A 22535-nucleotide genomic window follows, 5' to 3' on the forward strand; every position below is an offset into this window, starting at 1 on the left:
GCCCGCGATGATCGTCAACGATAACGCGCTTCGCCTGATACTGCGCAGCGCCCTCAGGTTCATCGCGGGCAAGCCCGCTCCCACATTGATCGGGTTGCTACTGAGTTTCAGTGCTCACGCCTTCGACCTGCAGCAGCTAAGCGACCAACTGGCCAAACCCGCCGTAATCCACGGCAGCTTCATCCAGGAAAAACACCTGCGCGCCCTGCCCCAGCCACTGGTCAGCAAAGGCACGTTCGTACTCGCCAAAGACCACGGCCTGCTGTGGCTGTTGAAAACCCCGCTGCAACAGGACTACCGCATCAGCGCCCAAGGCATCGCTCGGCGTGACGCCAATGGCTGGCAATTGCTGCCGAACAAGAGCGCCGGTGCCGAGCAGAATCGCCTGTTCCTTGCCGTACTCCAAGGCGACAGCAGTGGCTTGCAGCGCGATTTCGAGCTGCAGCTGCAAGGCGAAGCCCAACAGTGGAAGCTGACGCTGGTCCCACGTTCGCTGCTGCTCAAGCAGGTGTTCACCCAGATCAATATCGACGGCGGCGAGCTGGTGCAAACAATCGAACTGCTCGAAACCCAGGGCGACAGCACCGTGCTGCGCATGCAGGACAGCACTGCCGGCCAACCGTTGAGCGAATCGGAGCAACACGACTTTGCCCAGTGAGCGCTGGCTGCCACGCCTGTTCCTGATCCTGCTGGTGGCAGTATTGGCGCTGGCCGGCTGGCAGTGGCGCCATGGCGCGCCATTGTCGGCCAACCTGATGGAACTGGTGCCGGGCAGCACGCCGGATGCGCTGGAACTCAAGGCCGAACAGCGTATGCAGGAACCGCTGAACCGCGAAATGCTGGTGTTGGTGGGGCATGCCGATCGGCAAAAAGCCGTAGCAGTGGCGCAGCAAATGGGCGAACGCTGGCAGGCCAGCGGCCTGTTTGAAAAAGTGCAGTGGAACCTGCAAGCCGACTTGCCCGCCCTGCGTGAACAATTGCTGCGCGGTCGGCTGGCGATGCTCTCGGCCAAGGACCGCGAGCAACTGATCGAGCACCCAGACGCGTTCATTCAGCAGCGCGTGCAAGCGCTGTTCGACCCGTTTACCGGGTTCAGCCTGGTGCCGAGCCAGGACGACTGGCTGGGCCTTACCGGTCGCATCCAGAACAGCCAACCGCAGCACGGTTCGGTGCAGCTCGATATCGGTAGCGGCGCCTTGATTGCCGATGCCGACGGCAAAAGCTGGGTGCTGCTGCGTGCGCGCACCACCGGCAATGCCTTTGATATGAAACTGCCGCTGCAAGTGGCGGACCTGCTCCAGGCCAGTCGCGAACAGGCCCGCGAGCAAGGCGCGCAATTGCTCGCTGCCAGCGGCCTGCTTTACGCCGCCAACGGGCAGCAACAGGCCACGCGGGAAATCACCTGGGTCGGTGGTGGCGCCACGCTGGGCATCCTGTTGTTGCTGTTGCTGGCGTTTCGGCGCTGGCGCGTGTTGCTGGCGTTTGTGCCGGTGCTGGTGGGTATGCTGTTTGGCGCGGTGGCCTGTGTGGCACTGTTCGGCCATATGCATGTGATGACCCTGGTGCTGGGCTCCAGCCTGATCGGCGTGGCGGTGGATTACCCGCTGCATTACCTGTCCAAAAGCTGGAGCCTGCAACCCTGGCGCAGCTGGCCGGCATTGCGCCTGACCTTGCCAGGGCTGAGCCTGAGCCTGGCGACCAGTTGCATTGGCTACCTGGCGCTTGCATGGACGCCGTTCCCGGCGCTGACGCAAATCGCCGTGTTCTCCGCCGCCGGTTTAGTCGGTGCCTACCTGTCGGCGGTGTGCCTGCTGCCCGCGCTGCTCAAGGGTGTGGAGCTGCGCCCGGCACAGTGGCCGCTGCGGATTGCCGAATGCCTGTGGCTATTGCGCGCCGCGCTGCTCAAGCGCGTGCCAAGCCCGGTGCTGCTGGCACTGTTGCTGCTGTTTTGCGCGGGCGGCCTGTGGCACTTGAACAGTAAAAATGATATCCGCCAGTGGATCGGTGCCCCGCCGCAATTGCTGCAAGAAGCGCAGGCCGTGGCGCGCATCACTGGTTTCCAGCCCACCAGCCAGTTTTTCCTGGTGCGCGCCGACAACCAGCAGCAGTTGCTGGAACGCCAGGCCGCCCTGGGCGAACGCCTGGATCAGTTGGTGAACATGGGCAAGCTGCAAGGCTACCTGGCGCTCAACCAACTGGTGAGCCTGCCGGCTGAGCAGCAGCAACTTCGTGATGCGCTGAACAACCTCGCGCAGCACTGGCAGCCGCTGCTGGACCTTGGCGTGCCGGCCAGCGCGCTGCAAGCCGAAGTCACGCAACTGCAAGCGCTGCCCACCGAAGACATCGATGCCGCGCTGGTTGGCCCATTGGCTGAGCCTTGGCGCACCTTGTGGCTGGGGCCGGTAAACGGCGGCGTGGCGGCGATGGTCAGCCTGCAAGGCCTGAACAACCCGGCGCTGTTGCGCGTGCAGGCGCTGGATTTACCCGGCGTGCAACTGGTTGACCGGCTGGGTGATTTGAACCAAGTGTTTGCCGACACGCAGATCAGCGCGGCTGAGTTGAAGCTGATGTCGTGTGTGCTGATCGTGCTGTTATTGATCATGCCATTCGGTGTTGGCGGCGCCTTGCGCATCGTCGCCCTGCCACTGCTCGCGGCGCTGTGCAGCCTCGCCAGCCTCGGTTGGCTGGGCCAGCCGCTGACCTTGTTCAGCCTGTTCGGCCTGCTGTTGGTCACCGCCATCAGCGTCGACTATGCGATCTTGATGCGCGAGCAGATCGGCGGCGCGGCCGTGAGTCTTTTAGGTACGCTGCTGGCAGCACTGACGACCTGGTTGTCGTTTGGCCTGCTGGCGGTATCGAGTACACCCGCCGTGAGCAATTTCGGCCTGTCGGTCAGCCTCGGCCTGGCGTTCAGCTTTATGCTGGCGCCTTGGGCCGGGCATCAGAAGCACGCCTTATGAATGTGTTAATCGCCAAAGTGGCAAGGAGCCCTCGTGCCCACAGTTGAAATGGAACGTCGCCAGGTGGTGGTGATTGGTGCCGGGCCATCCGGCGCTATCGCCGCCGCGCTGTTAAAGCGCCACGGGCATGATGTATTGATAATCGAGCGCGAGCATTTCCCACGCTTCTCGATTGGCGAAAGCCTGCTGTCGCACTGCATCGACTTTATCGAAGAAGCCGGCATGCTCGACGCCGTACAGGCCGCGGGTTTCCAGGTAAAAACCGGCGCGGCGTTCGCCTGGGGCGAGCGCTACAGTGCGTTTGATTTCGGTGACACCTTCAGCAACGGCAAGCCCACCACCTTCCAGGTGCAGCGCGGCGAGTTCGACAAGTTGCTGGCTGATCAAGCGGCGCTGCAAGGCGTAGAGATTCGCTATGGCCAAAGCATCGTCGGTGTGGATTTCGCCGGTGAAAGCCGCTACCTGCACGTGCGTCGCCAGAATGGCAGCGAGTATCACCTCAAGGCCAAGTTCGTGCTCGATGCCAGCGGCTACGGCCGCGTGCTGTCGCGCCTGCTGGACCTGGAAGCACCGTCGAATTTCCCGGTGCGCCAGGCGGTGTTTACCCACGTTGAAGATCACATCACACACCCAGGTTTTGATCGCAGCAAAATCCTCGTCACCACTCACCCGACCCAACGCGATATCTGGTTCTGGACCATCCCGTTCAGCCATGGCCGCTGCTCGGTAGGCGTGGTGGCGGCAAAAGAACATTTCGACGGCCGCGACAGCGACCTCGACGCCTGCCTGCGCGGTTTCATCGCTGAGACGCCAAGCCTGGCGGGCGTGCTGCAAAACGCCGTGTGGGATACGCCCGCGCGTACCCTCGCCGGCTATTCGGCCAACGTCAAAACCCTGCACGGCCCTGGCTTTGCGCTGCTGGGCAATGCGGCGGAATTTCTCGATCCGGTGTTCTCTTCCGGCGTGACCATCGCCATGCGTTCGGCGAGCATGGCCGCAGCGCTGTTACATCGCCAACTCAAGGGCGAAACCGTCGACTGGCAAACCGAGTTCGCCGAGCCGCTGAAACGCGGGGTCGACACCTTCCGTTGCTATGTCGAAGGCTGGTATGCAGGCACCTTCCAGGACGTGATTTTTCACCCAGGCAGCTCGCCGGAGATTCGCCGGATGATCAGTTCGATCCTCGCCGGTTACGCCTGGGATGAGCGCAACCCGTTTGTCAGCGAGCCCAAACGGCGGCTGCGGATGTTGTCGGAAATTTGTGCGGGTGAGCCAGTATGAGTAGCCAATACCTGAGTAAAAACTACGTCGAAGAAACCAAATTCGGCTTCTGGTTCCTGCGCAGCCACACTTGGCAGCACCATGTATTGCGCGTGGCGATCAACGACCTGCGCGGCCTGTTCACCGACCCGCTGCCCGTGGCGCCGGTGCTGCTGGACGCCGGTTGCGGCCAGGGCAAATCGTTCCAGTATTTGCAGCAGGTGTTCGCGCCACAGCGCCTGATCGGCCTGGATGCCGACCCGCACAGCCTGGAGCTGAGCCAAGCGGAAGCCAAGCGCCAAGGCTTGTCCATCGAGCTGATCGGCAGCGACTGCGCCACACTGCAGGTGCCGGACGCAAGCGTGGATATCCTGTTCTGCCACCAGACCTTTCACCATCTGGTGGAACAGCATCGCGCCTTGAAAGAGTTCTATCGCGTACTCAAGCCGGGCGGCTATCTGCTGTTTGCCGAATCCACCGAAGCCTATATCGACACTTGGGTGATTCGCTGGCTGTTCCGCCACCCGATGCATGTGCAGAAGAGCGCTGAAGAATACCTGGAGATGCTGCGCGAGCAGGGTTTTGAGTTCGGCCCGCAGAACGTTTCGTACCCGTATTTGTGGTGGAGCCGCTCCAGCGATTTCGGCCTGCTGGAACGCTGGGGCCTGCGCAGCCCACCACCGGTTGGCCAGCGCGAAGAAACGCTGGTCAACTGCGTGGCGCGTAAACCTTTAGCGAGCGCCGAAACATGATTCGTATGCTGTTGATGGGTTGCCTGTTGCTGTTGAGCGCCTGCGTCAGCCAGCCGCCGCTGCCCGAAAAAACCCCGGCCCTGGCCTTGCCCATGCAATTGCACGTGCAGCGCCGCGCCGACGGCCAAATCCAGGATTGGCTGCTGGTGATCCAGCGCGAAGGCACAGCCATTCGCTGGTCGATGATGGACCCGCTGGGCATTCCCCAGGCCCGGCAAAAGCTGATCAATGGCCAGTGGCAGGCCGACGGCTTGCTGCCGCCCAATCCGCAGGCGCGTGAGCTGTTTGCGGCGCTGTTGTTTGCGCTGACCTCGGCCGATGACGTGCCCACGCTGTACCCGCGTGCCCAGGCGATGGACCTGACGCGCACGCTGCCGGGGCATTGGCAGATCGTCTATCAGTCCTCCGAGGTGTTCAGCGTGAACATGGCGGGCCAGTCGTTGAGCTACCGCATCACCCCACTGGGGGCGGCGCGATGACGGCTTACCTGAATGCCCTGGGCGTGATCTGCGCCCTGGGCCGCGGCCAGGCGGAAGTCAGCCGCAGCCTGTTTGCCGGCGATTGTTCCGGCATGCGCGCCGAAAGCGGTTGGGTGCCAGAGCGCGTGCTGCCGGTGGGCGGTGTACGCAGTGAGCTGGTGGCAATCCCGGCTGAGCTACGCCCGCAGAGCAGCCGCAATAACCAGTTGCTTCTGGAAGCGGCCGTGCAGATTGAAAGCGAGCTGCGCCAGGCGATCCACACCCATGGCGCCTCGCGGGTCGGCATTGTGCTGGGCACCAGCACCTCGGGCATCGATGAAGCCAGTCGCGGCATCGCGCATTACCTGCGTGGGCAGCAGTTCCCGGGCGACTATGACTACCAGCAACAGGAACTCAGCGCACCGGCGAATTTTCTCGCCGACTGGTTGCAGGTCAGCGGACCGGCCTATGTGATTTCTACTGCCTGCACTTCCAGCGCCCGTGCGTTGATGAGTGCCCAGCGCCTGCTCGACCTGGGTGTGTGTGATGCGGTGATCTGCGGTGGCGTCGACAGCCTGTGCAAGCTGACGCTGAACGGCTTTACCGCGCTGGAAGCGGTCGCCAGCGAACGCTGCAATCCGTTTTCGGTGAACCGCAACGGCATCAATATCGGCGAAGCGGCAGTGCTGTTTCTGATGACCAAAACACCTGCGCCGATTGCCTTGCTCGGCAGCGGCGCCAGTTGCGATGCGCACCATATCTCCGCGCCAGAGCCCAGCGGCAAAGGTGCGTTGCAGTCGATGCGCAAGGCCTTGGCCAGCGCCAAACTTGAACCGGAACACATCGGTTACCTGAACCTGCATGGCACTGCCACCCAACACAACGACGCCATGGAAAGCCTGGCCGTCGCCAGCCTGTTTCCTCAAGGCGTAGCGTGTTCGTCGACCAAGCCCATGAGCGGCCACACCCTCGGTGCCGCAGGCGCGCTGGAAGCGGCGTTCTGCTGGTTGAGCCTGATGCATGACCGTGTGCCGCCGCATGTGTGGGACGGTCAAGCCGATCCGACGCTGCCCGCGCTGCAGTGGGCACAGACCGGCGACACCTTGAAAAAACGCTGCCTGATGAGCAACTCGTTTGCCTTCGGCGGCAATAACGTCAGCCTGATAATCGCGGAGGCCCCATGATCGATTGGCCACTCGCCGAACTGCTGCCCCACGCGGGCGACATGATCCTGATCGACCAGGTGCTGTCGTTCGATGAAGAGCAGGTTCACACCCGCGCCACCGTCAAGCCCGGCGGCCTGTTCAACCGGCCGGACGGCGGCCTGCCAGCCTGGGTCGGCATCGAGCTGATGGCGCAAAGCGTCGCCGCCTATGCCGGCTGCCACGCGCGTCAGAACGGCGAGGCAGTGGAACTGGGTTTCCTGCTCGGCACGCGCAAATTCGAATGCAACGTGGAACACTTCCCGGCCGGCGCCGAGCTGCGCATCCACGGCCTGCGCTCGCTGGAAGACGACAACGGCATGGGTGTGTTCGAATGCCACCTGACCGGTGACGGTATCCAGGCCAGCGCACGTTTGAACGTATTTCGACCGCCCCAGGCGGCCAATTATTTAGATGAATCGAAGGACTCAACGCCATGACTGAATCCGTACTGGTCACCGGCTCCAGCCGTGGCATCGGCCGCGCCATTGCCCTGCGCCTGGCCCAGGCCGGGCATGACATCGTGCTGCATTGCCGCAGTGGCCGCGCTGAAGCGGACGCGGTAAAGCTCGAGATCGAGGCGCTGGGTCGCAAGGCGCGGGTGCTGCAATTTGATGTGGCGGATCGTTTCAGTTGCAAGGAAATCCTTGAAGCCGATGTGGAGCAATATGGCGCCTATTACGGCGTGGTGCTCAACGCCGGCCTGACACGCGACGGTGCGTTCCCGGCCCTCTCCGAAGACGATTGGGATGTGGTGATGCGCACCAACCTGGATGGTTTCTACAACGTGCTGCACCCGGTGATGATGCCGATGATTCGTCGTCGCGCCGCTGGCCGTATCGTTTGTATCACGTCGGTTTCCGGTTTGATCGGCAACCGTGGCCAGGTCAATTACAGCGCCTCCAAAGCCGGTTTGATCGGCGCGGCCAAGGCGCTGGCTATTGAACTTGGCAAGCGCAAGATCACCGTCAATTGCGTCGCCCCCGGCTTGATCGACACGGCGATGCTGGATGAAAACGTGCCGGTCGAAGAACTGATGAAGATGATCCCGGCGCAACGCATGGGCACCCCGGAAGAAGTCGCCGGGGCAGTGAATTTCTTGATGTCGGCCGAGGCCGGCTATATCACGCGCCAAGTGCTGGCCGTGAATGGGGGCTTGTGCTGATGAAACGCGTCGTCGTCACCGGCATGGCCGGCATGACCTCCCTGGGCAGCGATTGGGACACCATCGCCGCCAACTTTCGCGCCAACCGCAGCGGCATCCGGCGCATGGATGAGTGGGACCGTTTTACCGAATTGAACACGCGTCTGGCCGGGCCGATCGACGATTTCGTCGTGCCTGCGCACTGGACGCGCAAGCAACTGCGCAGCATGGGCCGCGTCTCTCGCCTGGCGGTGTGGGCGGCGGAACAGGCGTTGCAGGATGCCGGGTTGCTCGGCGACGAATCGATCAAGGACGGGCGCATGGGCGTCGCCTGTGGCTCATCCACCGGCAGCACCGATGAGATCAAGGCGTTCGGCAATATGCTGCTGAACTCGGTGGCCGAGGGGCTGAATGCCAACTCCTATGTGCGCATGATGCCGCACACCACGGCGGCGAATATCAGCATCTTCTTTGGCCTGACCGGGCGGCTGATCCCCACCTCCAGCGCCTGCACCAGCGGCAGCCAGGGCATTGGTTACGCCTACGAGGCGATCAAGTTCGGCCGCTTGCCGTTGATGCTTGCCGGCGGCGCCGAGGAATTGTGCCCCACCGAAGCCATGGTGTTCGACGCGCTCTACGCCACCAGCCTCAAAAACGACGCGCCGCAGACCAGCCCACGCCCTTACGACAGCGGCCGCGACGGCCTGGTGATCGGCGAAGGCGGCGGCATGCTGGTGCTCGAAGAACTGGAACACGCCCTGGCGCGCGGTGCGCATATCCACGCCGAGTTGGTCGGCTTCGGCAGCAACGCCGACGGCCAGCACACCACGCGCCCAGAGCAGAAAACCATGCGCCGCGCCATGGAGCTGGCTCTGGAAGATGCCGGGCTTGAGCCATCCGCCATCGGCTACGTCAATGGCCACGGCACCGCCACCGACCAGGGCGACATCGCCGAAACGCTGGCCACCAGCAGCCTGTTCGGCAGCCGCATGCCGATCAGTTCGCAGAAAAGCTTCCTGGGCCACACTTTGGGCGCGTGCGGCGCACTGGAATCGTGGTTCAGCATCGAAATGATGAACCGCGACCAGTATGTGCACACCTTCAACCTGGATGCCGTCGACCCGCAATGCGGCGAGCTGGATTACCTGCAAGGTGGGTTTCGCGAGATGCACAACGACTACGTGATGAACAACAACTTTGCCTTTGGCGGCGTCAACACTTCGCTGATCTTTCGCCGCTGGTCCTGATTTTTTAATTGACTGGAGAAAACGGAATGTCTTCCTTGCTACGCGCCACCCTGATCACTCTGGCTTTGCTGACCACCGCCGGTTGCACCAACAAACCCGTGCTAAACACCCAGCACGATTTGCCGGTCACGGCCCAGCTCAGCGAAGAAAAAATCAAACAGGTGATCGTCGCGGCCCTGCAAAAACGCGAATGGACCGTGCAACGCCTGAGCCCGCAACTGGTGCAGGCCGAAATCACTGTGCGCAACCAATTCCACGCCGAAATCGATATCCGCTACACCCGCACCAGCTACGCCATCACCTACCGCGACAGCCGCGACCTGGGCTACAAGGACGGCAAGATCCATCGCAACTACAACCGCTGGGTGAGCATGCTGGATCGCGACATCATGGCGGGCTTGCAGAGTGCGGGTATCAATGGCGTGGAGGCCTTAAAGCAGAACTGAGGCTTTCGCATCCAAATGTGGGAGCTGGCTTGCCTGCGATGGGCATAGGTATCTACACAACTTTTAAAAGCACCCTATTTCTCCTGTGGCGAGCAGGCTTGTCCTGCGTTGGGCTGCGAAGCAGCCCCAAAAACAGACGCTGAGTACTTTCAGCAAAATTGCAGTGCCTGTACTGGGGCCGCTTCGCAGCCCAACGCAGGCGGTGCGACGATTCGACAAGCCTGCTCGCCACAACAGCCCACCTGCCACAGACTTCGTGTTAACCGGTTGTGTAGATACCTATGCTGCGATGGGATCACCTCAGTTTTTCTGATAAACCGAGACGCCTGCATCGCAGGCAAGCCAGCTCCCACTTTTGACCGTGTTCGACTATAAGATCGCCTGGCGCGTCAGCAGCTCCACAAAGGCCTTGGCCATTGGCGTTTGCGCACCCTTGCGTTGCACCAGCCACACCGCCGTCACGGCCTCCCGATCGAGCAAGGTGCGATAGACCACGCCATCAATGCGGATGCGCTGGTAAGACGCCGGCAGCACCGACACCCCCAACCCCGCCGCCACCAGGCCGATGATGGTCATCGCTTCTCCAGCTTCCTGGGCGAAGTGCGGGCTGAAGCCGGCATCGCGGGCCAGGTTGAGCAGCTGAGCGTAGAGGCCGCTGCCGTAGGTGCGCGGGAAAAATACAAACGGCTCTTCGGCCAGTTGCGCCAGGTGCAGGCCGCGCTCGCTGCCTTCCACCAACGGATGGCCAGCGTTCAATACCGCAACCAACGGCTCGCGCATCAACTCGATCACGCTTAGAGAATCCGGCAACGGCAGCGGGCGCATCAGGCCCACCTGAATCGACTCATCCACCAGCGACTCGGCCACTTCGGTGCTGCTCATTTCCTGCAAATTCAGGTGCACCGCCGGGAAGGCTTTACGAAACGCAAAGATCGCCTGTGGAATGCTGGCGTTAAATGGCGCCGACGAGGTGAAGCCGATCTTCAGTTCGCCTAACTCCCCCAATTGCGCGCGGCGGGCAACGTCGGCGGCTTTATCCACCTGCGCCAACACCAAACGCGCCTCGTGCAGGAACAATCGGCCGGCCTCGCTCAGCTCAACCCGACGATTGGTGCGCTCAAACAAGCGTGCGCCTACCTCCTGTTCCAGCGCCTGGATCTGCTGGCTCAACGGCGGTTGAGAGATGCCCAGCACCTGCGCGGCGCGGCCAAAATGCAGCTCTTCGGCGACGGCAATGAAGTACCGCAAGTGACGCAATTCCATGCAAGCCTCATTAGGTCGTAAAAGCTCTTAAACAGGTCGAACAATATATTGGAAAGAATCATTAGGCAGCTATATTCTTTTTCGTATTGCCAGTCCTGGCAGGCTTTTCCTCCCCGAGGTCCCCGTGAAATCTGCTGTCGCGCCATTCGCTCAAGAAGTCCCGCCTACCGCCTTGGATGAGGTGGTCGCCCAGCTCAATGACGCGTACATCGAAAAAGGCACGCCGATGTTCATGCGCACGGTGCTGGCGCTGTTCTCCGGCGGGTTTGCCACCTTTGCCCTGCTGTACTGCGTGCAACCGATGATGCCGGCGTTATCCCACGAGTTTTCCATCAATGCGGCGCAAAGCAGCCTGATCCTCTCGGTCGCCACGGCGATGCTGGCGCTGGGCCTGCTGATTACCGGACCGATTTCCGACCGCTTGGGGCGCAAGCCGGTGATGGTTTCAGCCCTGTTCTGTGCCGCGCTGGCGACCATCGCCAGCGGCTTGATGCCGACCTGGGAAGGCATTCTGCTGATGCGTGCGCTGGTGGGCTTGTCGCTAAGCGGCCTGGCCGCCGTGGCGATGACTTACCTGAGCGAAGAGATCCACCCTCAGCACATTGGCCTGGCCATGGGCTTGTACATCGGCGGCAACGCGATTGGCGGCATGAGCGGGCGCCTGATCATCGGCGTGTTGATCGACTTTGTCAGCTGGCACACCGCAATGCTGATCATCGGCGCGCTGGCGCTGATCGCGGCCACGGTGTTCTGGAAAATCCTGCCTGAATCGCGCAACTTCCGCGCCAGCAGCCTGAAGCCGCGCAACCTGGTGGACGGTTTTGTCATGCACTTCAAGGACGCGGGCCTGCCGTGGCTGTTCCTCGAGGCCTTCCTGTTGATGGGCGCGTTCGTGACGATGTTCAACTACATCGGCTATCGCCTGCTGGTCTCGCCTTATGAGCTGAGCCAGGCGGTGGTCGGTCTGTTGTCGCTGGTGTACCTGTCGGGCATCTACAGCTCGGCAAAAATCGGCTCCCTGGCTGACCGTCTCGGCCGCCGTCGCGTACTGTGGGGCACCATCGTCTTGATGTTGTCGGGGATGCTGCTGACCCTGTTCACGCCGCTGTGGCTGGTGGTGCCGGGCATGCTGATCTTCACCTTCGGCTTCTTCGGCGCGCATTCGGTAGCCAGCAGCTGGATTGGGCGGCGGGCGGTAAGGGCCAAAGGGCAGGCGTCGTCGCTGTACCTGTTCTGCTACTACGTGGGGTCGAGTGTCGCGGGGACGGCGGGCGGGTTCTTCTGGCACTTTGCCGGGTGGAACGGGATTGGCGGGTTTATCGTGGCGCTGTTGATTGGCGCGCTGCTGGTGGCGCTGAAGCTGGCGAAATTGCCGCCGCTGGGGAATGTAAAAACCTGACGCGGTCCTGCTTTTAATGTGGGAGCTGGCTTGCCTGCGATGGCGGTGATGAATTCACTACTGCTATCGCAGCGGTGCGACGATTCGACAAGCCAGCTCCCACATTTGGTTTGCGTTTTATTCGTGGTATTGCGCCGACAGCTCATGCACTGCACGCAGGAACGCGCCAGCGTGCTCCGGGTTCACTTCCGGGGTGATGCCATGGCCGAGGTTGAACACGTGGCCGCTGCCCTTGCCATAGCTGGCCAGGATGCGGCCGACTTCGTTGCGGATCGCTTCCGGCTTGGCGTAGAGCACGGTCGGGTCCATGTTGCCTTGCAGCGCTACCTGGTTGCCGACGCGACGGCGGGCTTCGCCCAGGTCGCAGGTCCAGTCCAGGCCCAGTGCATCGGCACCAGCATCAGCAATGCTTTCCAGCCACAGGCCGCCGCCTTTGGTGAACATGATGACCGGCACTTTGCGACCTTCGTGTTCGCGGATCAGGCCGCTGACGATTTTGCGCATGTAAGCCAGGGAGAACTCCTGATACGCCGCCGACGACAGGTTGCCGCCCCAGGTGTCGAAGATCTGCACCGCTTGCGCGCCGGCCATGATCTGGCCGTTGAGGTAGCTGGTAACCGACTGCGCCAGCTTGTCCAGCAACAGGTGCATGGCTTGCGGGTTGTCGTAAAGCATGGCCTTGGTTTTGCGGAAGTCTTTCGACGAGCCGCCTTCGACCATGTAGGTAGCCAGGGTCCACGGGCTGCCGGAGAAGCCGATCAGCGGCACGCGGCCGTTAAGCTCGCGGCGGATGGTGCTCACAGCGTCCATCACGTAGCCGAGGTCTTTATGCGGGTCCGGGATCGGCAGGGCTTCGATGTCGGCCAGGGTGCTGACAACTTTTTTGAAACGCGGGCCTTCGCCGGTTTCAAAATACAGGCCTTGGCCCATGGCGTCAGGAATGGTGAGGATATCGGAGAAGAGGATGGCCGCATCCAGTTGTGGGTAGCGGTCCAGCGGCTGCATCGTGACTTCGCAGGCGAACTCCGGGTTCATGCACAGGCTCATGAAGTCGCCGGCATTGGCGCGACTGGCGCGGTATTCCGGCAGGTAGCGACCGGCTTGACGCATCATCCACACGGGCGTGACGTCTACGGGTTGCTTGAGCAGGGCACGAAGGAAACGGTCGTTCTTGAGGGCAGTCATGTCGGCATCCGCAAAAAAAGTGCGGGCATTTTCTCAGAGCGCGACGCAAAAGGCACGGAGTGAGCCGTGCCTTTTGTCTATCGGGTCAATTTGTCGCGGTGTCTTGCGGTATGACAGACACCACCAAACCCTATCTGGAATGGGGTTTGTGTGGGAGCTGGCTTGCCTGCGATGGCGGTGGTGAATTCACTATCGCTATCGCAGGCAAGCCAGCTCCCACCGTTGACCGTGTTTCAAATCAAACTTGCAGGTAGTCCAGGATGCCTTCGGCGGCGTTGCGGCCTTCGAAGATCGCGGTCACTACCAGGTCAGAGCCGCGCACCATATCGCCACCGGCGAAGATTTTCGGGTTGCTGGTCTGGTGCTTGTACTGGCCTTGTTCCGGGGCTACCACGCGGCCCTGGCTGTCGGTCTGGATCTCGAACTGCTCGAACCATGGCGCCGGGCTTGGACGGAAACCGAAGGCGATAACCACGGCATCAGCCGGGATGATTTCTTCGGAACCCGGGATCGGCTCGGGACTGCGACGGCCACGGGCGTCCGGCTCGCCGAGACGGGTCTCGACCACCTTCACACCTTCAACACGGTCTTCACCGACGATGGCGATCGGCTGGCGGTTGTAGAGGAACTTCACGCCTTCTTCCTTGGCGTTCTTCACCTCTTTGCGCGAACCGGGCATGTTGGCTTCGTCACGACGATAAGCACAGGTCACCGACTTGGCGCCCTGGCGGATCGAGGTGCGGTTGCAGTCCATCGCGGTGTCACCACCGCCCAGTACCACGACCTTCTTGCCTTTCATGTCGACGAAATCTTCCGGCGACTTTTCAAAGCCCAGGTTGCGGTTGACGTTGGCGATCAGGAAGTCGAGCGCGTCATACACGCCCGGCAGGTCCTCACCGGCAAAGCCGCCCTTCATGTAGGTGTAGGTGCCCATGCCCATGAACACGGCGTCGTATTCGGCGAGCAGTTGCTCCATGGTGATGTCTTTGCCGATTTCGGTATTGAGACGGAACTCGATACCCATGCCGGTGAAGACTTCACGACGGTGGCTCAGCACGGTTTTTTCCAGCTTGAACTCGGGAATACCAAAGGTCAGCAGGCCGCCGATTTCCGGGTTCTTGTCGAACACCACCGGGGTCACACCGCCGCGCACCAGCACGTCGGCACAGCCCAGGCCCGCCGGGCCTGCGCCGATGATCGCAACGCGCTTGCCGGTCGGCTTGACCTTGGACATGTCCGGGCGCCAACCCATGGCGAACGCGGTGTCGGTGATGTACTTCTCCACCGAACCGATGGTCACCGCGCCGAAGCCGTCGTTAAGGGTGCAGGCACCCTCGCACAGACGGTCCTGGGGACAAACCCTGCCGCAGACTTCCGGCAGGGTGTTGGTCTGGTGCGACAGCTCGGCGGCGGCGAGGATGTTGCCCTCGGCCACCAGCTTGAGCCAGTTGGGAATGAAGTTATGCACCGGGCACTTCCATTCGCAATACGGGTTACCGCAACCCAGGCAGCGGTGGGCCTGGTCGGCCGAGTGCTGGGGTTTGAAGGGTTCGTAGATTTCCACGAACTCTTTCTTGCGTTGACGCAACAGTTTCTTCTTCGGATCTTTGCGCCCGACATCGATGAACTGGAAGTCGTTATTCAGACGTTCAGCCATGTTAAAACCTCATCAAACTCTTCAGGCGCATATCACTGCGGGTTGGCACGGATGCTGGAAAGCAACGATTTCAGGTTGGCAGCCTTGGGCTTGACCAGCCAGAAACGACGCAGGTAATCATCGAGGTTTTCGGCGAGGTTACGGCCCCATTCGCTGCCGGTCTCCTCGACGTACTCGTCCAGCACGTGCTGCAAGTGGTTCCGGTAGGACTCCATGGCTTCGCCGCTGATCCGCTGGATCTCGACCAACTCGTGGTTGACCTTGTCGACGAAGGTGTTGTCCTGGTCAAGCACGTAGGCGAAACCGCCGGTCATGCCCGAGCCGAAGTTGTAACCGGTCTTGCCCAGTACCGCGACAAAGCCACCGGTCATGTACTCGCAGCAGTGATCGCCAGTGCCTTCCACCACGGTGTGGGCACCGGAGTTACGCACGGCGAAACGCTCACCGGCAGTACCGGCAGCGAACAGCTTGCCACCGGTGGCACCGTACAAGCAGGTGTTGCCGATGATGGCACTGTCCTGAGTCTTGTAGATGCTGCCTTTAGGCGGAACGATCACCAGCTTGCCGCCGGTCATGCCCTTGCCCACGTAGTCGTTGGCGTCACCTTCGAGGTACATGTGCAGGCCGCCGGCGTTCCATACGCCAAAGCTCTGGCCGGCTGTGCCGTTGAAGCGGAAGGTGATCGGCGCTTTCGCCATGCCTTGGTTGCCGTGCTTGCGCGCGATTTCGCCGGAGATGCGTGCGCCGATCGAACGGTCGCAGTTGCAGATATCCAGGGCAAAGTCGCCACCGCTGGCGTCATTGATCGAGGAACTGGCCATTTCGACCATCTTCTCGGCCAGCAGGCCTTTGTCGAACGGCGGGTTGCGGTCCACCTGGCAGAATTGCGGCTTGTCTGCCGGGATGTGATCGCTGCCCAACAGCGGCGTCAGGTCCAGGTGCTGTTGCTTGGCGGTCTGGCCTTCGAGGATGTCGAGCAGGTCGGTACGGCCGATCAGCTCTTCCAGCGAACGCACGCCCAGCTTGGCCAGCCACTCACGGGTTTCTTCGGCGACGTAGGTGAAGAAGTTCACCACCATGTCGACGGTGCCGATGTAGTGATCCTTGCGCAGCTTCTCGTTCTGAGTGGCGACGCCGGTGGCGCAGTTGTTCAGGTGGCAGATGCGCAGGTATTTGCAGCCCAGGGCGATCATTGGCGCAGTACCGAAGCCGAAGCTTTCGGCGCCGAGGATCGCGGCCTTGATCACGTCGAGGCCGGTCTTCAGGCCGCCATCGGTCTGCACCCGCACCTTGCCGCGCAGGTCGTTGCCGCGCAGGGTCTGGTGGGTTTCAGCCAGGCCGAGCTCCCACGGTGCGCCAGCGTACTTGATGGAAGTCAGCGGCGAAGCGCCGGTGCCGCCGTCATAGCCGGAGATGGTGATCAGGTCGGCATAGGCCTTGGCCACACCGGCGGCGATAGTGCCCACGCCAGCTTCTGCCACGAGCTTCACCGAGACCAGCGCCTGCGGGTTGACTTGTTTCAAGTCGAAAATCAGCTGCGACAAGTCTTCAATCGAATAGATGTCGTGGTGCGGCGGCGGCGAAATCAGGGTGACGCCGGGCACTGCGTAACGCAGCTTGGCGATCAAACCGTTGACCTTGCCACCAGGCAGTTGGCCGCCTTCGCCGGGCTTGGCGCCCTGGGCGACTTTGATCTGCAGCACTTCGGCGTTAACCAGGTATTCCGGCGTTACACCGAAACGACCCGTCGCCACTTGCTTGATTTTCGAGCTCTTGATGGTGCCGTAGCGCGCAGGGTCTTCGCCGCCTTCGCCGGAGTTGGAACGCGCACCCAGGCGGTTCATGGCTTCGGCCAGGGCTTCGTGGGCCTCAGGCGACAAGGCACCCAGGGAAATACCGGCGGAGTCGAAGCGCTTGAGGATCGATTCCAATGGTTCGATTTCGCTGATGGCCAGCGGCGTATCCAGGGTCTTCACCTTGAACAGGTCACGGATCATCGACACCGGGCGGTTATCCACCAGCGCGGTGTATTCCTTGAACTTGGCGTAGTCGCCCTGCTGCACAGCGGCTTGCAGGGTGCTGACCACGTCCGGGTTGTAGGCGTGGTATTCGCCACCGTGCACGAACTTCAGCAGGCCGCCTTGCTGGATCGGCTTGCGCGCGCTCCAGGCTTCGGCTGCCAGGGCTTTCTGTTCGGCTTCGATGTCGACGAAACGCGCACCCTTGATACGGCTTGGCACACCACGGAAGCTCAGCTCGCAAACCTCTTCGGACAGGCCGATGGCTTCGAACAGCTGTGCGCCACGGTAAGACGTGACGGTGGAGATGCCCATCTTCGACAGGATCTTCAGCAAGCCCTTGGTGATGCCCTTACGGTAGTTCTTGAACACCTCATAGAGGTCGCCCAGTACTTCACCGGTACGGATCAAATCACCCAGCACTTCGTAGGCCAGGAACGGGTAAACCGCCGAGGCGCCGAAACCGATCAGCACTGCGAAGTGATGCGGGTCGCGGGCAGTAGCCGTTTCCACGAGGATGTTGGAGTCGCAACGCAGGCCTTTTTCGGTCAGGCGGTGGTGCACCGCGCCGGTGGCCAAGGAGGCGTGGATCGGCAGCTTGCCTGGCGCAATGTGACGGTCGGTCAGCACGATCTGGGTACGACCGGCGCGCACGGCTTCTTCGGCCTGATCGGCGACGTTGCGCACAGCGGCTTCAAGGCCGAGGCTCTCGTCGTAGTTCAGGTCGATGATCTGGCGGTCGAAACCTGGACGCTCCAGGGTCATCAACGAGCGCCATTTGGCCGGGGAAATGACCGGCGAGCTGAGGATCACACGGGAGGCGTGCTCAGGCGATTCCTGGAAGATGTTGCGCTCGGCACCGAGGCACACTTCCAGCGACATCACGATGGCTTCACGCAGCGGGTCGATCGGCGGGTTGGTCACCTGGGCGAACTGCTGGCGGAAATAGTCGTACGGCGTACGCACGCGCTGGGACAGCACGGCCATTGGCGTGTCATCGCCCATGGAGCCGACCGCCTCATAGCCTTGCTCACCGAGCGGGCGCAGCACTTGGTCGCGCTCTTCGAACGTGACCTGGTACATCTTCATGTACTGCTTGAGCTGGTCGACGTCATAGAAAGCCGAACCGTGGTCGTTGTCTTCCATGGTCGCCTGGATGCGCAGGGCGTTCTTGCGCAGCCATTGCTTGTACGGGTGACGCGACTTCAAGCGGTTGTCGATGGCGTCGGTGTCGAGGATCTGCCCGGTTTCGGTGTCCACGGCCAGGATCTGGCCCGGGCCTACACGGCCTTTGGCGATCACGTCTTCAGGCTTGTAGTCCCACACGCCGATTTCCGACGCCAGGGTGATGAAGCCGTTGGTGGTAGTCACCCAACGCGCCGGGCGCAGGCCGTTACGGTCGAGCAGGCACACCGCGTAGCGGCCGTCGGTCATCACCACGCCGGCCGGGCCGTCCCACGGCTCCATGTGCATCGAGTTGTACTCGTAGAACGCACGCAGGTCCGGGTCCATGGTCTCGACGTTCTGCCACGCAGGCGGAATGATCATGCGCACGCCACGGAACAGGTCAATGCCGCCGGTGACCATCAGTTCGAGCATGTTGTCCATGCTGGAGGAGTCGGAACCCACGCGGTTAACCAGCGGGCCGAGCTCTTCGAGGTCCATCAAATCGTTGGCGAACTTGGTGCGACGGGCCACGGCCCAGTTGCGGTTGCCGGTGATGGTGTTGATCTCGCCGTTGTGGGCGAGAAAGCGGAATGGCTGAGCCAGCGGCCATTTCGGCAGGGTGTTGGTGGAGAAGCGCTGGTGGAACACGCAGATTGCGGTTTGCAGGCGCTCGTCGCTCAGGTCTGGATAGAAGGCGGTCAAATCCGCCGGCATCATCAGGCCTTTATAAATGATGGTCTTGTGCGAAAAGCTGCAGATGTAGTGGTCGGTGTCGGCGGCGTTGGACACCGATGAACGACGACGCGAGGTAAACAGCTTGATCGCCATGTCCTGATCGCTGAGGCCATCGCCTGCGATGAACACTTGTTCGATCTGCGGCAGGCGCTCCAGGGCCAGGCGGCCGAGCACGCTGGTGTCGATCGGCACTTTGCGCCAGCCCACCAGTTGCAGGCCAGCAGCCAGGATCTCGCGGTTCATGTTCTCGCGAGCGGCCTCGGCTTTTACCGGGTCCTGATTGAAAAACACCATGCCCACGGCGTACTGCTTGGGCAGGTCGACAGCAAATTGCTCTTTTGCGACAGCGCGCAGGAACTGGTCGGGTTTTTGAATCAGCAAGCCGCAACCGTCACCGGTCTTGCCGTCGGCGTTGATCCCACCGCGGTGGGTCATGCAGGTCAGGGCCTCGATGGCCGTTTGCAAAAGGGTATGACTGGGCTCGCCCTGCATGTGGGCTATCAGGCCGAAACCGCAGTTATCCTTGAATTCATCGGGTTGGTACAGACCTGCTTTCATAGACACTTTCTCACCAGGCTGCCTCTTATATCGAGGCAAATTTCTTTTCAATTCAACCGGTTACCTTCCACGCCGAACGTACGCCGGCTTAGCGGGGGCAAAAGGGAGGTCATTGTACACACCGACACGAACGCTCACAAATTTAGCGACGAAATGTCGCAAATCTATGTCGCATTTATGAAAGGTTTAAAGCGATATGCTGTGCTAGTCAAAACTTTTTTAATTCTGACCGCTACGACTCAAAAGCTACTGTGACGCAGACACCGCAGGGCGCGCGGCCTTGAGGGCAGCACGCACTTGCGGTTTTAATTTTGAGGTGCCGGGAGAGGCGGCCTGGGTAAGGCCGCCGAATCTTCAGCGACTTGTTGCGAGTTCTTGTTGAACGCTGGCAACAGTGCGAGGCCAAGGTTTACCAGCCTGAACCTTCGCTGGCAAGGCTTTGATAGCGGAATCAGCTGCTGCACGGCTTGGGAAGCTGCCGTAGGTGATCACGTAGAGAGGCTTGCCGTTGAGCACTTTCTTGAAATAACGGTACTGGCCGCCCTGCTCTTTCACAAACGCCTGGGCGTTGGCTTCGGAGCTGGTGCCCAGGATCTGCACGACGAAATTACCGGTTGGCTGGCTGGTGTACCAGCTGCTGCCGGCGGCGGCAGGCGCAGCGGCCTTGGCAACAGCGGCAGGTTTTTCAGCAGGCTTGGCGGCCGGTGCCGGCTTGGCCACTGGCGCAGGCGCGACAGGCTTGGCAACCGGGGCAGGCTTGGCAGTGGCAACGGTCGGCGCTGGCGTCGGCTTGGCAACTGGAGCGGCTGCCGGGCCAGCCGGAACGCCGGCAGGCGGTGCGGTGGTGGTTACGGTTGGCGGCGTGGCGCTGGAGCCTTCCACCGGCACACCGTCGTCACCTTCGGAGATACCACCGGCGGCTTCAGCGAGCGGGCCGCGCATGACTGGCTGGCCGACCATCGGCAGGTTGGTCGGTTGGCCGGAGTTGGCGAATTCGACATTTGGCGTGGGCTTGCCCAGTGGCAACTGCGCCTGTTCGGTTGGCGCGCCGGCGGTGGCGGGTGCCTTGCTGCGACCCGGGATCAACCAGGCAGCAGCGACAGCGACCACGACCACGGCAGAAATCGCCAATACGTGCTTCTTAGGCATAGTAAACCCCATCTTTGGACGCTTAACCGCAGAGCGGCTGGCAATCATGGCTTCGATCAAGGCATCGCGGGCAACCTGGTTGATGGTGCCAGGCCAGCCGCCTGCGCTTTCGTGAATATCAGAGATCTGATTTGCCGTGAAAAGTTCGATACCGGCACCGGCGCCTTCGAGGCGTTGAGCCAGGTATTCGCGGGTTTCTTCCTCTTCGTACGGCTGCAATTCGATGACGTGAAACAGCTCCTGCTCACCGCTGATCTGCTCCAGATCGGCGATCAAGGACGACTCACCAAACAGGAACACATGCGGGCGCCCTTCCGGCGTACCCGCCGCCAGCGCCAGCAGCGCTTCCAGGGCGGATTCGTCGAGCTGCTCGGCATCGTCCACCAGCAAGTAGACTTCCTGGCCGGTGAGGCCCAACTGCACAACCTGCTTGAGGATCGCGTTCGGCTCGGCATTGGCAACGTTCAGCGCCTGGGCCACTTGGCGCAGCACGCCGGCTGCATCACCGGCACCACGGGCCGATACCACCACGCTCTGTACCGATTGCTTGTTGGTGCTGGCAACCAGCGCCTGGCGCAGCAGGGTCTTGCCGCTGCCCAACGGGCCGGTCACAACCAGCAACAGTTGGCTGTAGCGCGCCAGGTGGTGCAACTGACCGAGCACCGGCTTGCGCTGGGCAGGGAAAAATTTGAAGCCAGGCACCCGTGGAGCAAAAGGGTCGTGGCTTAACTGGTAGTGGCCGAGGAACGCCTCGTCGGCATGCAAACTAGTCATCGGGATCTTATTAACCTTTAAGCTGGGCCAGGGCGCGGTAATCCGCTCCCAGCGTGGCCTGTAAAATCTCTTTCGGATAATCGTCGGTCACTACCGCTTCACCCATGTGGCGCAGCAGCACCAGTCGCAGGCGACCGTCGATCACTTTCTTGTCGATTGCCATATGTTCGAGGAAATCCGCCTCGGTCATCTCTTCCGGCGGAATAACCGGCAAGCCGGCGCGCTGGAACAGATGGATGCCGCGATCACGCTCCTGGGCGCTGATCCAGCCCAGGCGTTGCGACATTTCCAGTGCCATTACTGTGCCAGCCGCCACGGCTTCCCCGTGCAACCACACACCATAGCCCATGTGCGTTTCGATCGCATGGCCGAAGGTGTGGCCCAGGTTCAGGGTGGCGCGCACACCGGACTCCCGTTCGTCGGCATTCACCACCAGCGCCTTGGCGGCGCATGAACGGGAAATCGCTTCGGTCAGTGCCACCTGGTCCAGGGCACGCAGGGCGTCCATGTGTTCTTCGAGCCAGGTCAGGAACGGCTCGTCACAAATCAGCCCGTACTTGATGACCTCTGCCAGACCGGCCGACAGCTCGCGCGGCGGCAAGGTGTTGAGGGTCGCGGTGTCGATCAGCACGGCTTGTGGTTGATAGAACGCACCCACCATGTTCTTGCCCAGCGGGTGGTTGATGCCGGTCTTGCCGCCCACCGACGAATCGACCTGGGACAACAAGGTGGTCGGCACCTGGATAAAGTCCACGCCGCGCTGGTAGCACGCTGCGGCAAAGCCGGCCATGTCGCCGATCACGCCGCCGCCCAGGGCGACCACCGTGGTACGTCGGTCATGCCGTGCAGTCAGCAGGCCGTCAAAGATCAGTTGCAGGGTTTCCCAGTTCTTGTGGGCCTCGCCATCGGGCAGGATCACCGAAATCACCGAGTAGGCCGCAAGGCTGCGGCTCAGACGCTCAAGATACAGCGGCGCGACCGTTTCATTGGAGATGATCGCCACTTGCCGACCGGCAATATGCGGTGCGAGCAACTCGGGCAGGTCCAACAAACCTTCGCCAATATGGATTGGGTAGCTGCGCTCGCCTAGATCGACCTTAAGTGTCTGCATGTGTCCCCGCGTGAAGAAATATGTACGATCGGCAACGCTCGGAATTTCGT

At 61.7% G+C, this 22535-nt stretch carries 17 protein-coding genes; 11 read left to right on the forward strand and 6 right to left on the reverse strand.

Annotated elements, in window-relative coordinates; genetic code table 11:
* The first annotated feature begins 7 nt into the window (after positions 1–7).
* From AB4P96_RS29610 to AB4P96_RS29655, 10 genes are read left to right on the forward strand one after another with little or no spacing between them, the layout of a single operon-like run.
* Positions 8–658 (forward strand): outer membrane lipoprotein carrier protein LolA, encoded by a 651-nt coding sequence (locus tag AB4P96_RS29610; protein WP_017138549.1) that lies wholly within the window; start codon positions 8–10, stop codon positions 656–658.
* Positions 648–2960, forward strand: coding sequence for an MMPL family transporter (locus AB4P96_RS29615; RefSeq protein WP_395600377.1), 2313 nt, complete (start codon positions 648–650; stop codon positions 2958–2960). The genes AB4P96_RS29610 and AB4P96_RS29615 overlap by 11 nt, the downstream gene beginning before the upstream one ends.
* 33 nt (positions 2961–2993) lie before the next feature.
* Positions 2994–4241 carry an NAD(P)/FAD-dependent oxidoreductase gene (locus AB4P96_RS29620; protein WP_017138551.1) on the forward strand — a complete coding sequence of 416 codons (1248 nt, stop codon included), beginning with the start codon at positions 2994–2996 and terminating at the stop codon, positions 4239–4241.
* Entirely contained in the window at positions 4238–4972 is a 735-nt protein-coding gene (locus AB4P96_RS29625; protein ID WP_169986585.1) for a class I SAM-dependent methyltransferase, read from the forward strand. Before AB4P96_RS29620 ends, AB4P96_RS29625 begins: the two co-directional genes overlap by 4 nt.
* Positions 4969–5451 (forward strand): hypothetical protein, encoded by a 483-nt coding sequence (locus AB4P96_RS29630; RefSeq protein WP_169986587.1) that lies wholly within the window; start codon positions 4969–4971, stop codon positions 5449–5451. The genes AB4P96_RS29625 and AB4P96_RS29630 overlap by 4 nt, the downstream gene beginning before the upstream one ends.
* Entirely contained in the window at positions 5448–6614 is a 1167-nt protein-coding gene (locus AB4P96_RS29635; RefSeq protein ID WP_395600378.1) for a beta-ketoacyl-[acyl-carrier-protein] synthase family protein, read from the forward strand. The genes AB4P96_RS29630 and AB4P96_RS29635 overlap by 4 nt, the downstream gene beginning before the upstream one ends.
* On the forward strand, positions 6611–7072 hold the full coding sequence (locus AB4P96_RS29640) for a hotdog family protein (protein WP_138452436.1): 462 nt from the start codon (positions 6611–6613) through the stop codon (positions 7070–7072). The genes AB4P96_RS29635 and AB4P96_RS29640 overlap by 4 nt, the downstream gene beginning before the upstream one ends.
* A complete protein-coding gene (gene fabG, locus AB4P96_RS29645) occupies positions 7069–7797 on the forward strand; it encodes a 3-oxoacyl-ACP reductase FabG (protein WP_099548055.1) in 729 nt (242 codons plus the stop codon). The genes AB4P96_RS29640 and fabG overlap by 4 nt, the downstream gene beginning before the upstream one ends.
* The gene (locus AB4P96_RS29650; protein ID WP_017138557.1) at positions 7797–9023 is read left to right on the forward strand and encodes a beta-ketoacyl-ACP synthase; all 1227 of its coding nucleotides are present in this window, start codon (positions 7797–7799) and stop codon (positions 9021–9023) included. The genes fabG and AB4P96_RS29650 overlap by 1 nt, the downstream gene beginning before the upstream one ends.
* 26 nt (positions 9024–9049) lie before the next feature.
* Positions 9050–9469 carry a hypothetical protein gene (locus AB4P96_RS29655; RefSeq protein ID WP_017138558.1) on the forward strand — a complete coding sequence of 140 codons (420 nt, stop codon included), beginning with the start codon at positions 9050–9052 and terminating at the stop codon, positions 9467–9469.
* 369 nt (positions 9470–9838) lie between these two features.
* Here the strand turns inward: AB4P96_RS29655 and AB4P96_RS29660 are convergent, their stop codons facing one another.
* Positions 9839–10732 (reverse strand): LysR family transcriptional regulator, encoded by an 894-nt coding sequence (locus tag AB4P96_RS29660; protein ID WP_017138561.1) that lies wholly within the window; start codon positions 10730–10732, stop codon positions 9839–9841.
* 172 nt (positions 10733–10904) lie between these two features.
* Here AB4P96_RS29660 and AB4P96_RS29665 point away from each other — a divergent pair, with 172 nt between their 5' ends.
* Complete coding sequence (locus AB4P96_RS29665) at positions 10905–12131, forward strand: MFS transporter (RefSeq protein WP_395601005.1); 1227 nt, start codon at positions 10905–10907, stop codon at positions 12129–12131.
* A 117-nt stretch (positions 12132–12248) separates the two neighbouring features.
* On the opposite strand, the gene hemE is transcribed toward AB4P96_RS29665, so the two are convergent.
* The 5 genes from hemE to aroB all read right to left on the reverse strand — a co-directional run bounded on the left by hemE (position 12249) and on the right by aroB (position 22485).
* Entirely contained in the window at positions 12249–13316 is a 1068-nt protein-coding gene (hemE, locus tag AB4P96_RS29670; protein WP_395600379.1) for a uroporphyrinogen decarboxylase, read from the reverse strand.
* Between the two features lie 238 nt (positions 13317–13554).
* Positions 13555–14973: an FAD-dependent oxidoreductase gene (locus AB4P96_RS29675; RefSeq protein WP_003187920.1), complete on the reverse strand. Its 1419-nt coding sequence runs from the start codon at positions 14971–14973 to the stop codon at positions 13555–13557.
* 32 nt (positions 14974–15005) lie between these two features.
* The gene (gltB, locus tag AB4P96_RS29680) at positions 15006–19451 is read right to left on the reverse strand and encodes a glutamate synthase large subunit (RefSeq protein WP_236445705.1); all 4446 of its coding nucleotides are present in this window, start codon (positions 19449–19451) and stop codon (positions 15006–15008) included.
* Between the two features lie 354 nt (positions 19452–19805).
* On the reverse strand, positions 19806–21374 hold the full coding sequence (locus tag AB4P96_RS29685) for an AAA family ATPase (protein WP_017138565.1): 1569 nt from the start codon (positions 21372–21374) through the stop codon (positions 19806–19808).
* A gap of 10 nt (positions 21375–21384) precedes the next feature.
* A complete protein-coding gene (gene aroB, locus AB4P96_RS29690) occupies positions 21385–22485 on the reverse strand; it encodes a 3-dehydroquinate synthase (RefSeq protein WP_017138566.1) in 1101 nt (366 codons plus the stop codon).
* Between the last annotated feature and the right edge of the window lie 50 nt (positions 22486–22535).

The sequence above is a fragment of the Pseudomonas sp. B19125 genome, assembly GCF_044218855.1.
GTDB classification, from domain to species: domain Bacteria; phylum Pseudomonadota; class Gammaproteobacteria; order Pseudomonadales; family Pseudomonadaceae; genus Aquipseudomonas; species Aquipseudomonas edaphica.

Bases quoted from the DNA above. Each gene is read 5' to 3' on its own strand.
- AB4P96_RS29610 (WP_017138549.1), top strand. From the start codon at position 8: ATGATCGTCAACGATAACGCGCTTCGCCTGATACTGCGCAGCGCCCTC.
- AB4P96_RS29625 (WP_169986585.1), top strand. From the start codon at position 4,238: ATGAGTAGCCAATACCTGAGTAAAAACTACGTCGAAGAAACCAAATTC.
- AB4P96_RS29630 (WP_169986587.1), top strand. From the start codon at position 4,969: ATGATTCGTATGCTGTTGATGGGTTGCCTGTTGCTGTTGAGCGCCTGC.
- AB4P96_RS29635 (WP_395600378.1), top strand. From the start codon at position 5,448: ATGACGGCTTACCTGAATGCCCTGGGCGTGATCTGCGCCCTGGGCCGC.
- AB4P96_RS29640 (WP_138452436.1), top strand. From the start codon at position 6,611: ATGATCGATTGGCCACTCGCCGAACTGCTGCCCCACGCGGGCGACATG.
- fabG (WP_099548055.1), top strand. From the start codon at position 7,069: ATGACTGAATCCGTACTGGTCACCGGCTCCAGCCGTGGCATCGGCCGC.
- AB4P96_RS29650 (WP_017138557.1), top strand. From the start codon at position 7,797: ATGAAACGCGTCGTCGTCACCGGCATGGCCGGCATGACCTCCCTGGGC.
- AB4P96_RS29655 (WP_017138558.1), top strand. From the start codon at position 9,050: ATGTCTTCCTTGCTACGCGCCACCCTGATCACTCTGGCTTTGCTGACC.
- AB4P96_RS29660 (WP_017138561.1), bottom strand. From the start codon at position 10,732: ATGGAATTGCGTCACTTGCGGTACTTCATTGCCGTCGCCGAAGAGCTG.
- hemE (WP_395600379.1), bottom strand. From the start codon at position 13,316: ATGACTGCCCTCAAGAACGACCGTTTCCTTCGTGCCCTGCTCAAGCAA.
- AB4P96_RS29675 (WP_003187920.1), bottom strand. From the start codon at position 14,973: ATGGCTGAACGTCTGAATAACGACTTCCAGTTCATCGATGTCGGGCGC.
- gltB (WP_236445705.1), bottom strand. From the start codon at position 19,451: ATGAAAGCAGGTCTGTACCAACCCGATGAATTCAAGGATAACTGCGGT.
- AB4P96_RS29685 (WP_017138565.1), bottom strand. From the start codon at position 21,374: ATGACTAGTTTGCATGCCGACGAGGCGTTCCTCGGCCACTACCAGTTA.
- aroB (WP_017138566.1), bottom strand. From the start codon at position 22,485: ATGCAGACACTTAAGGTCGATCTAGGCGAGCGCAGCTACCCAATCCAT.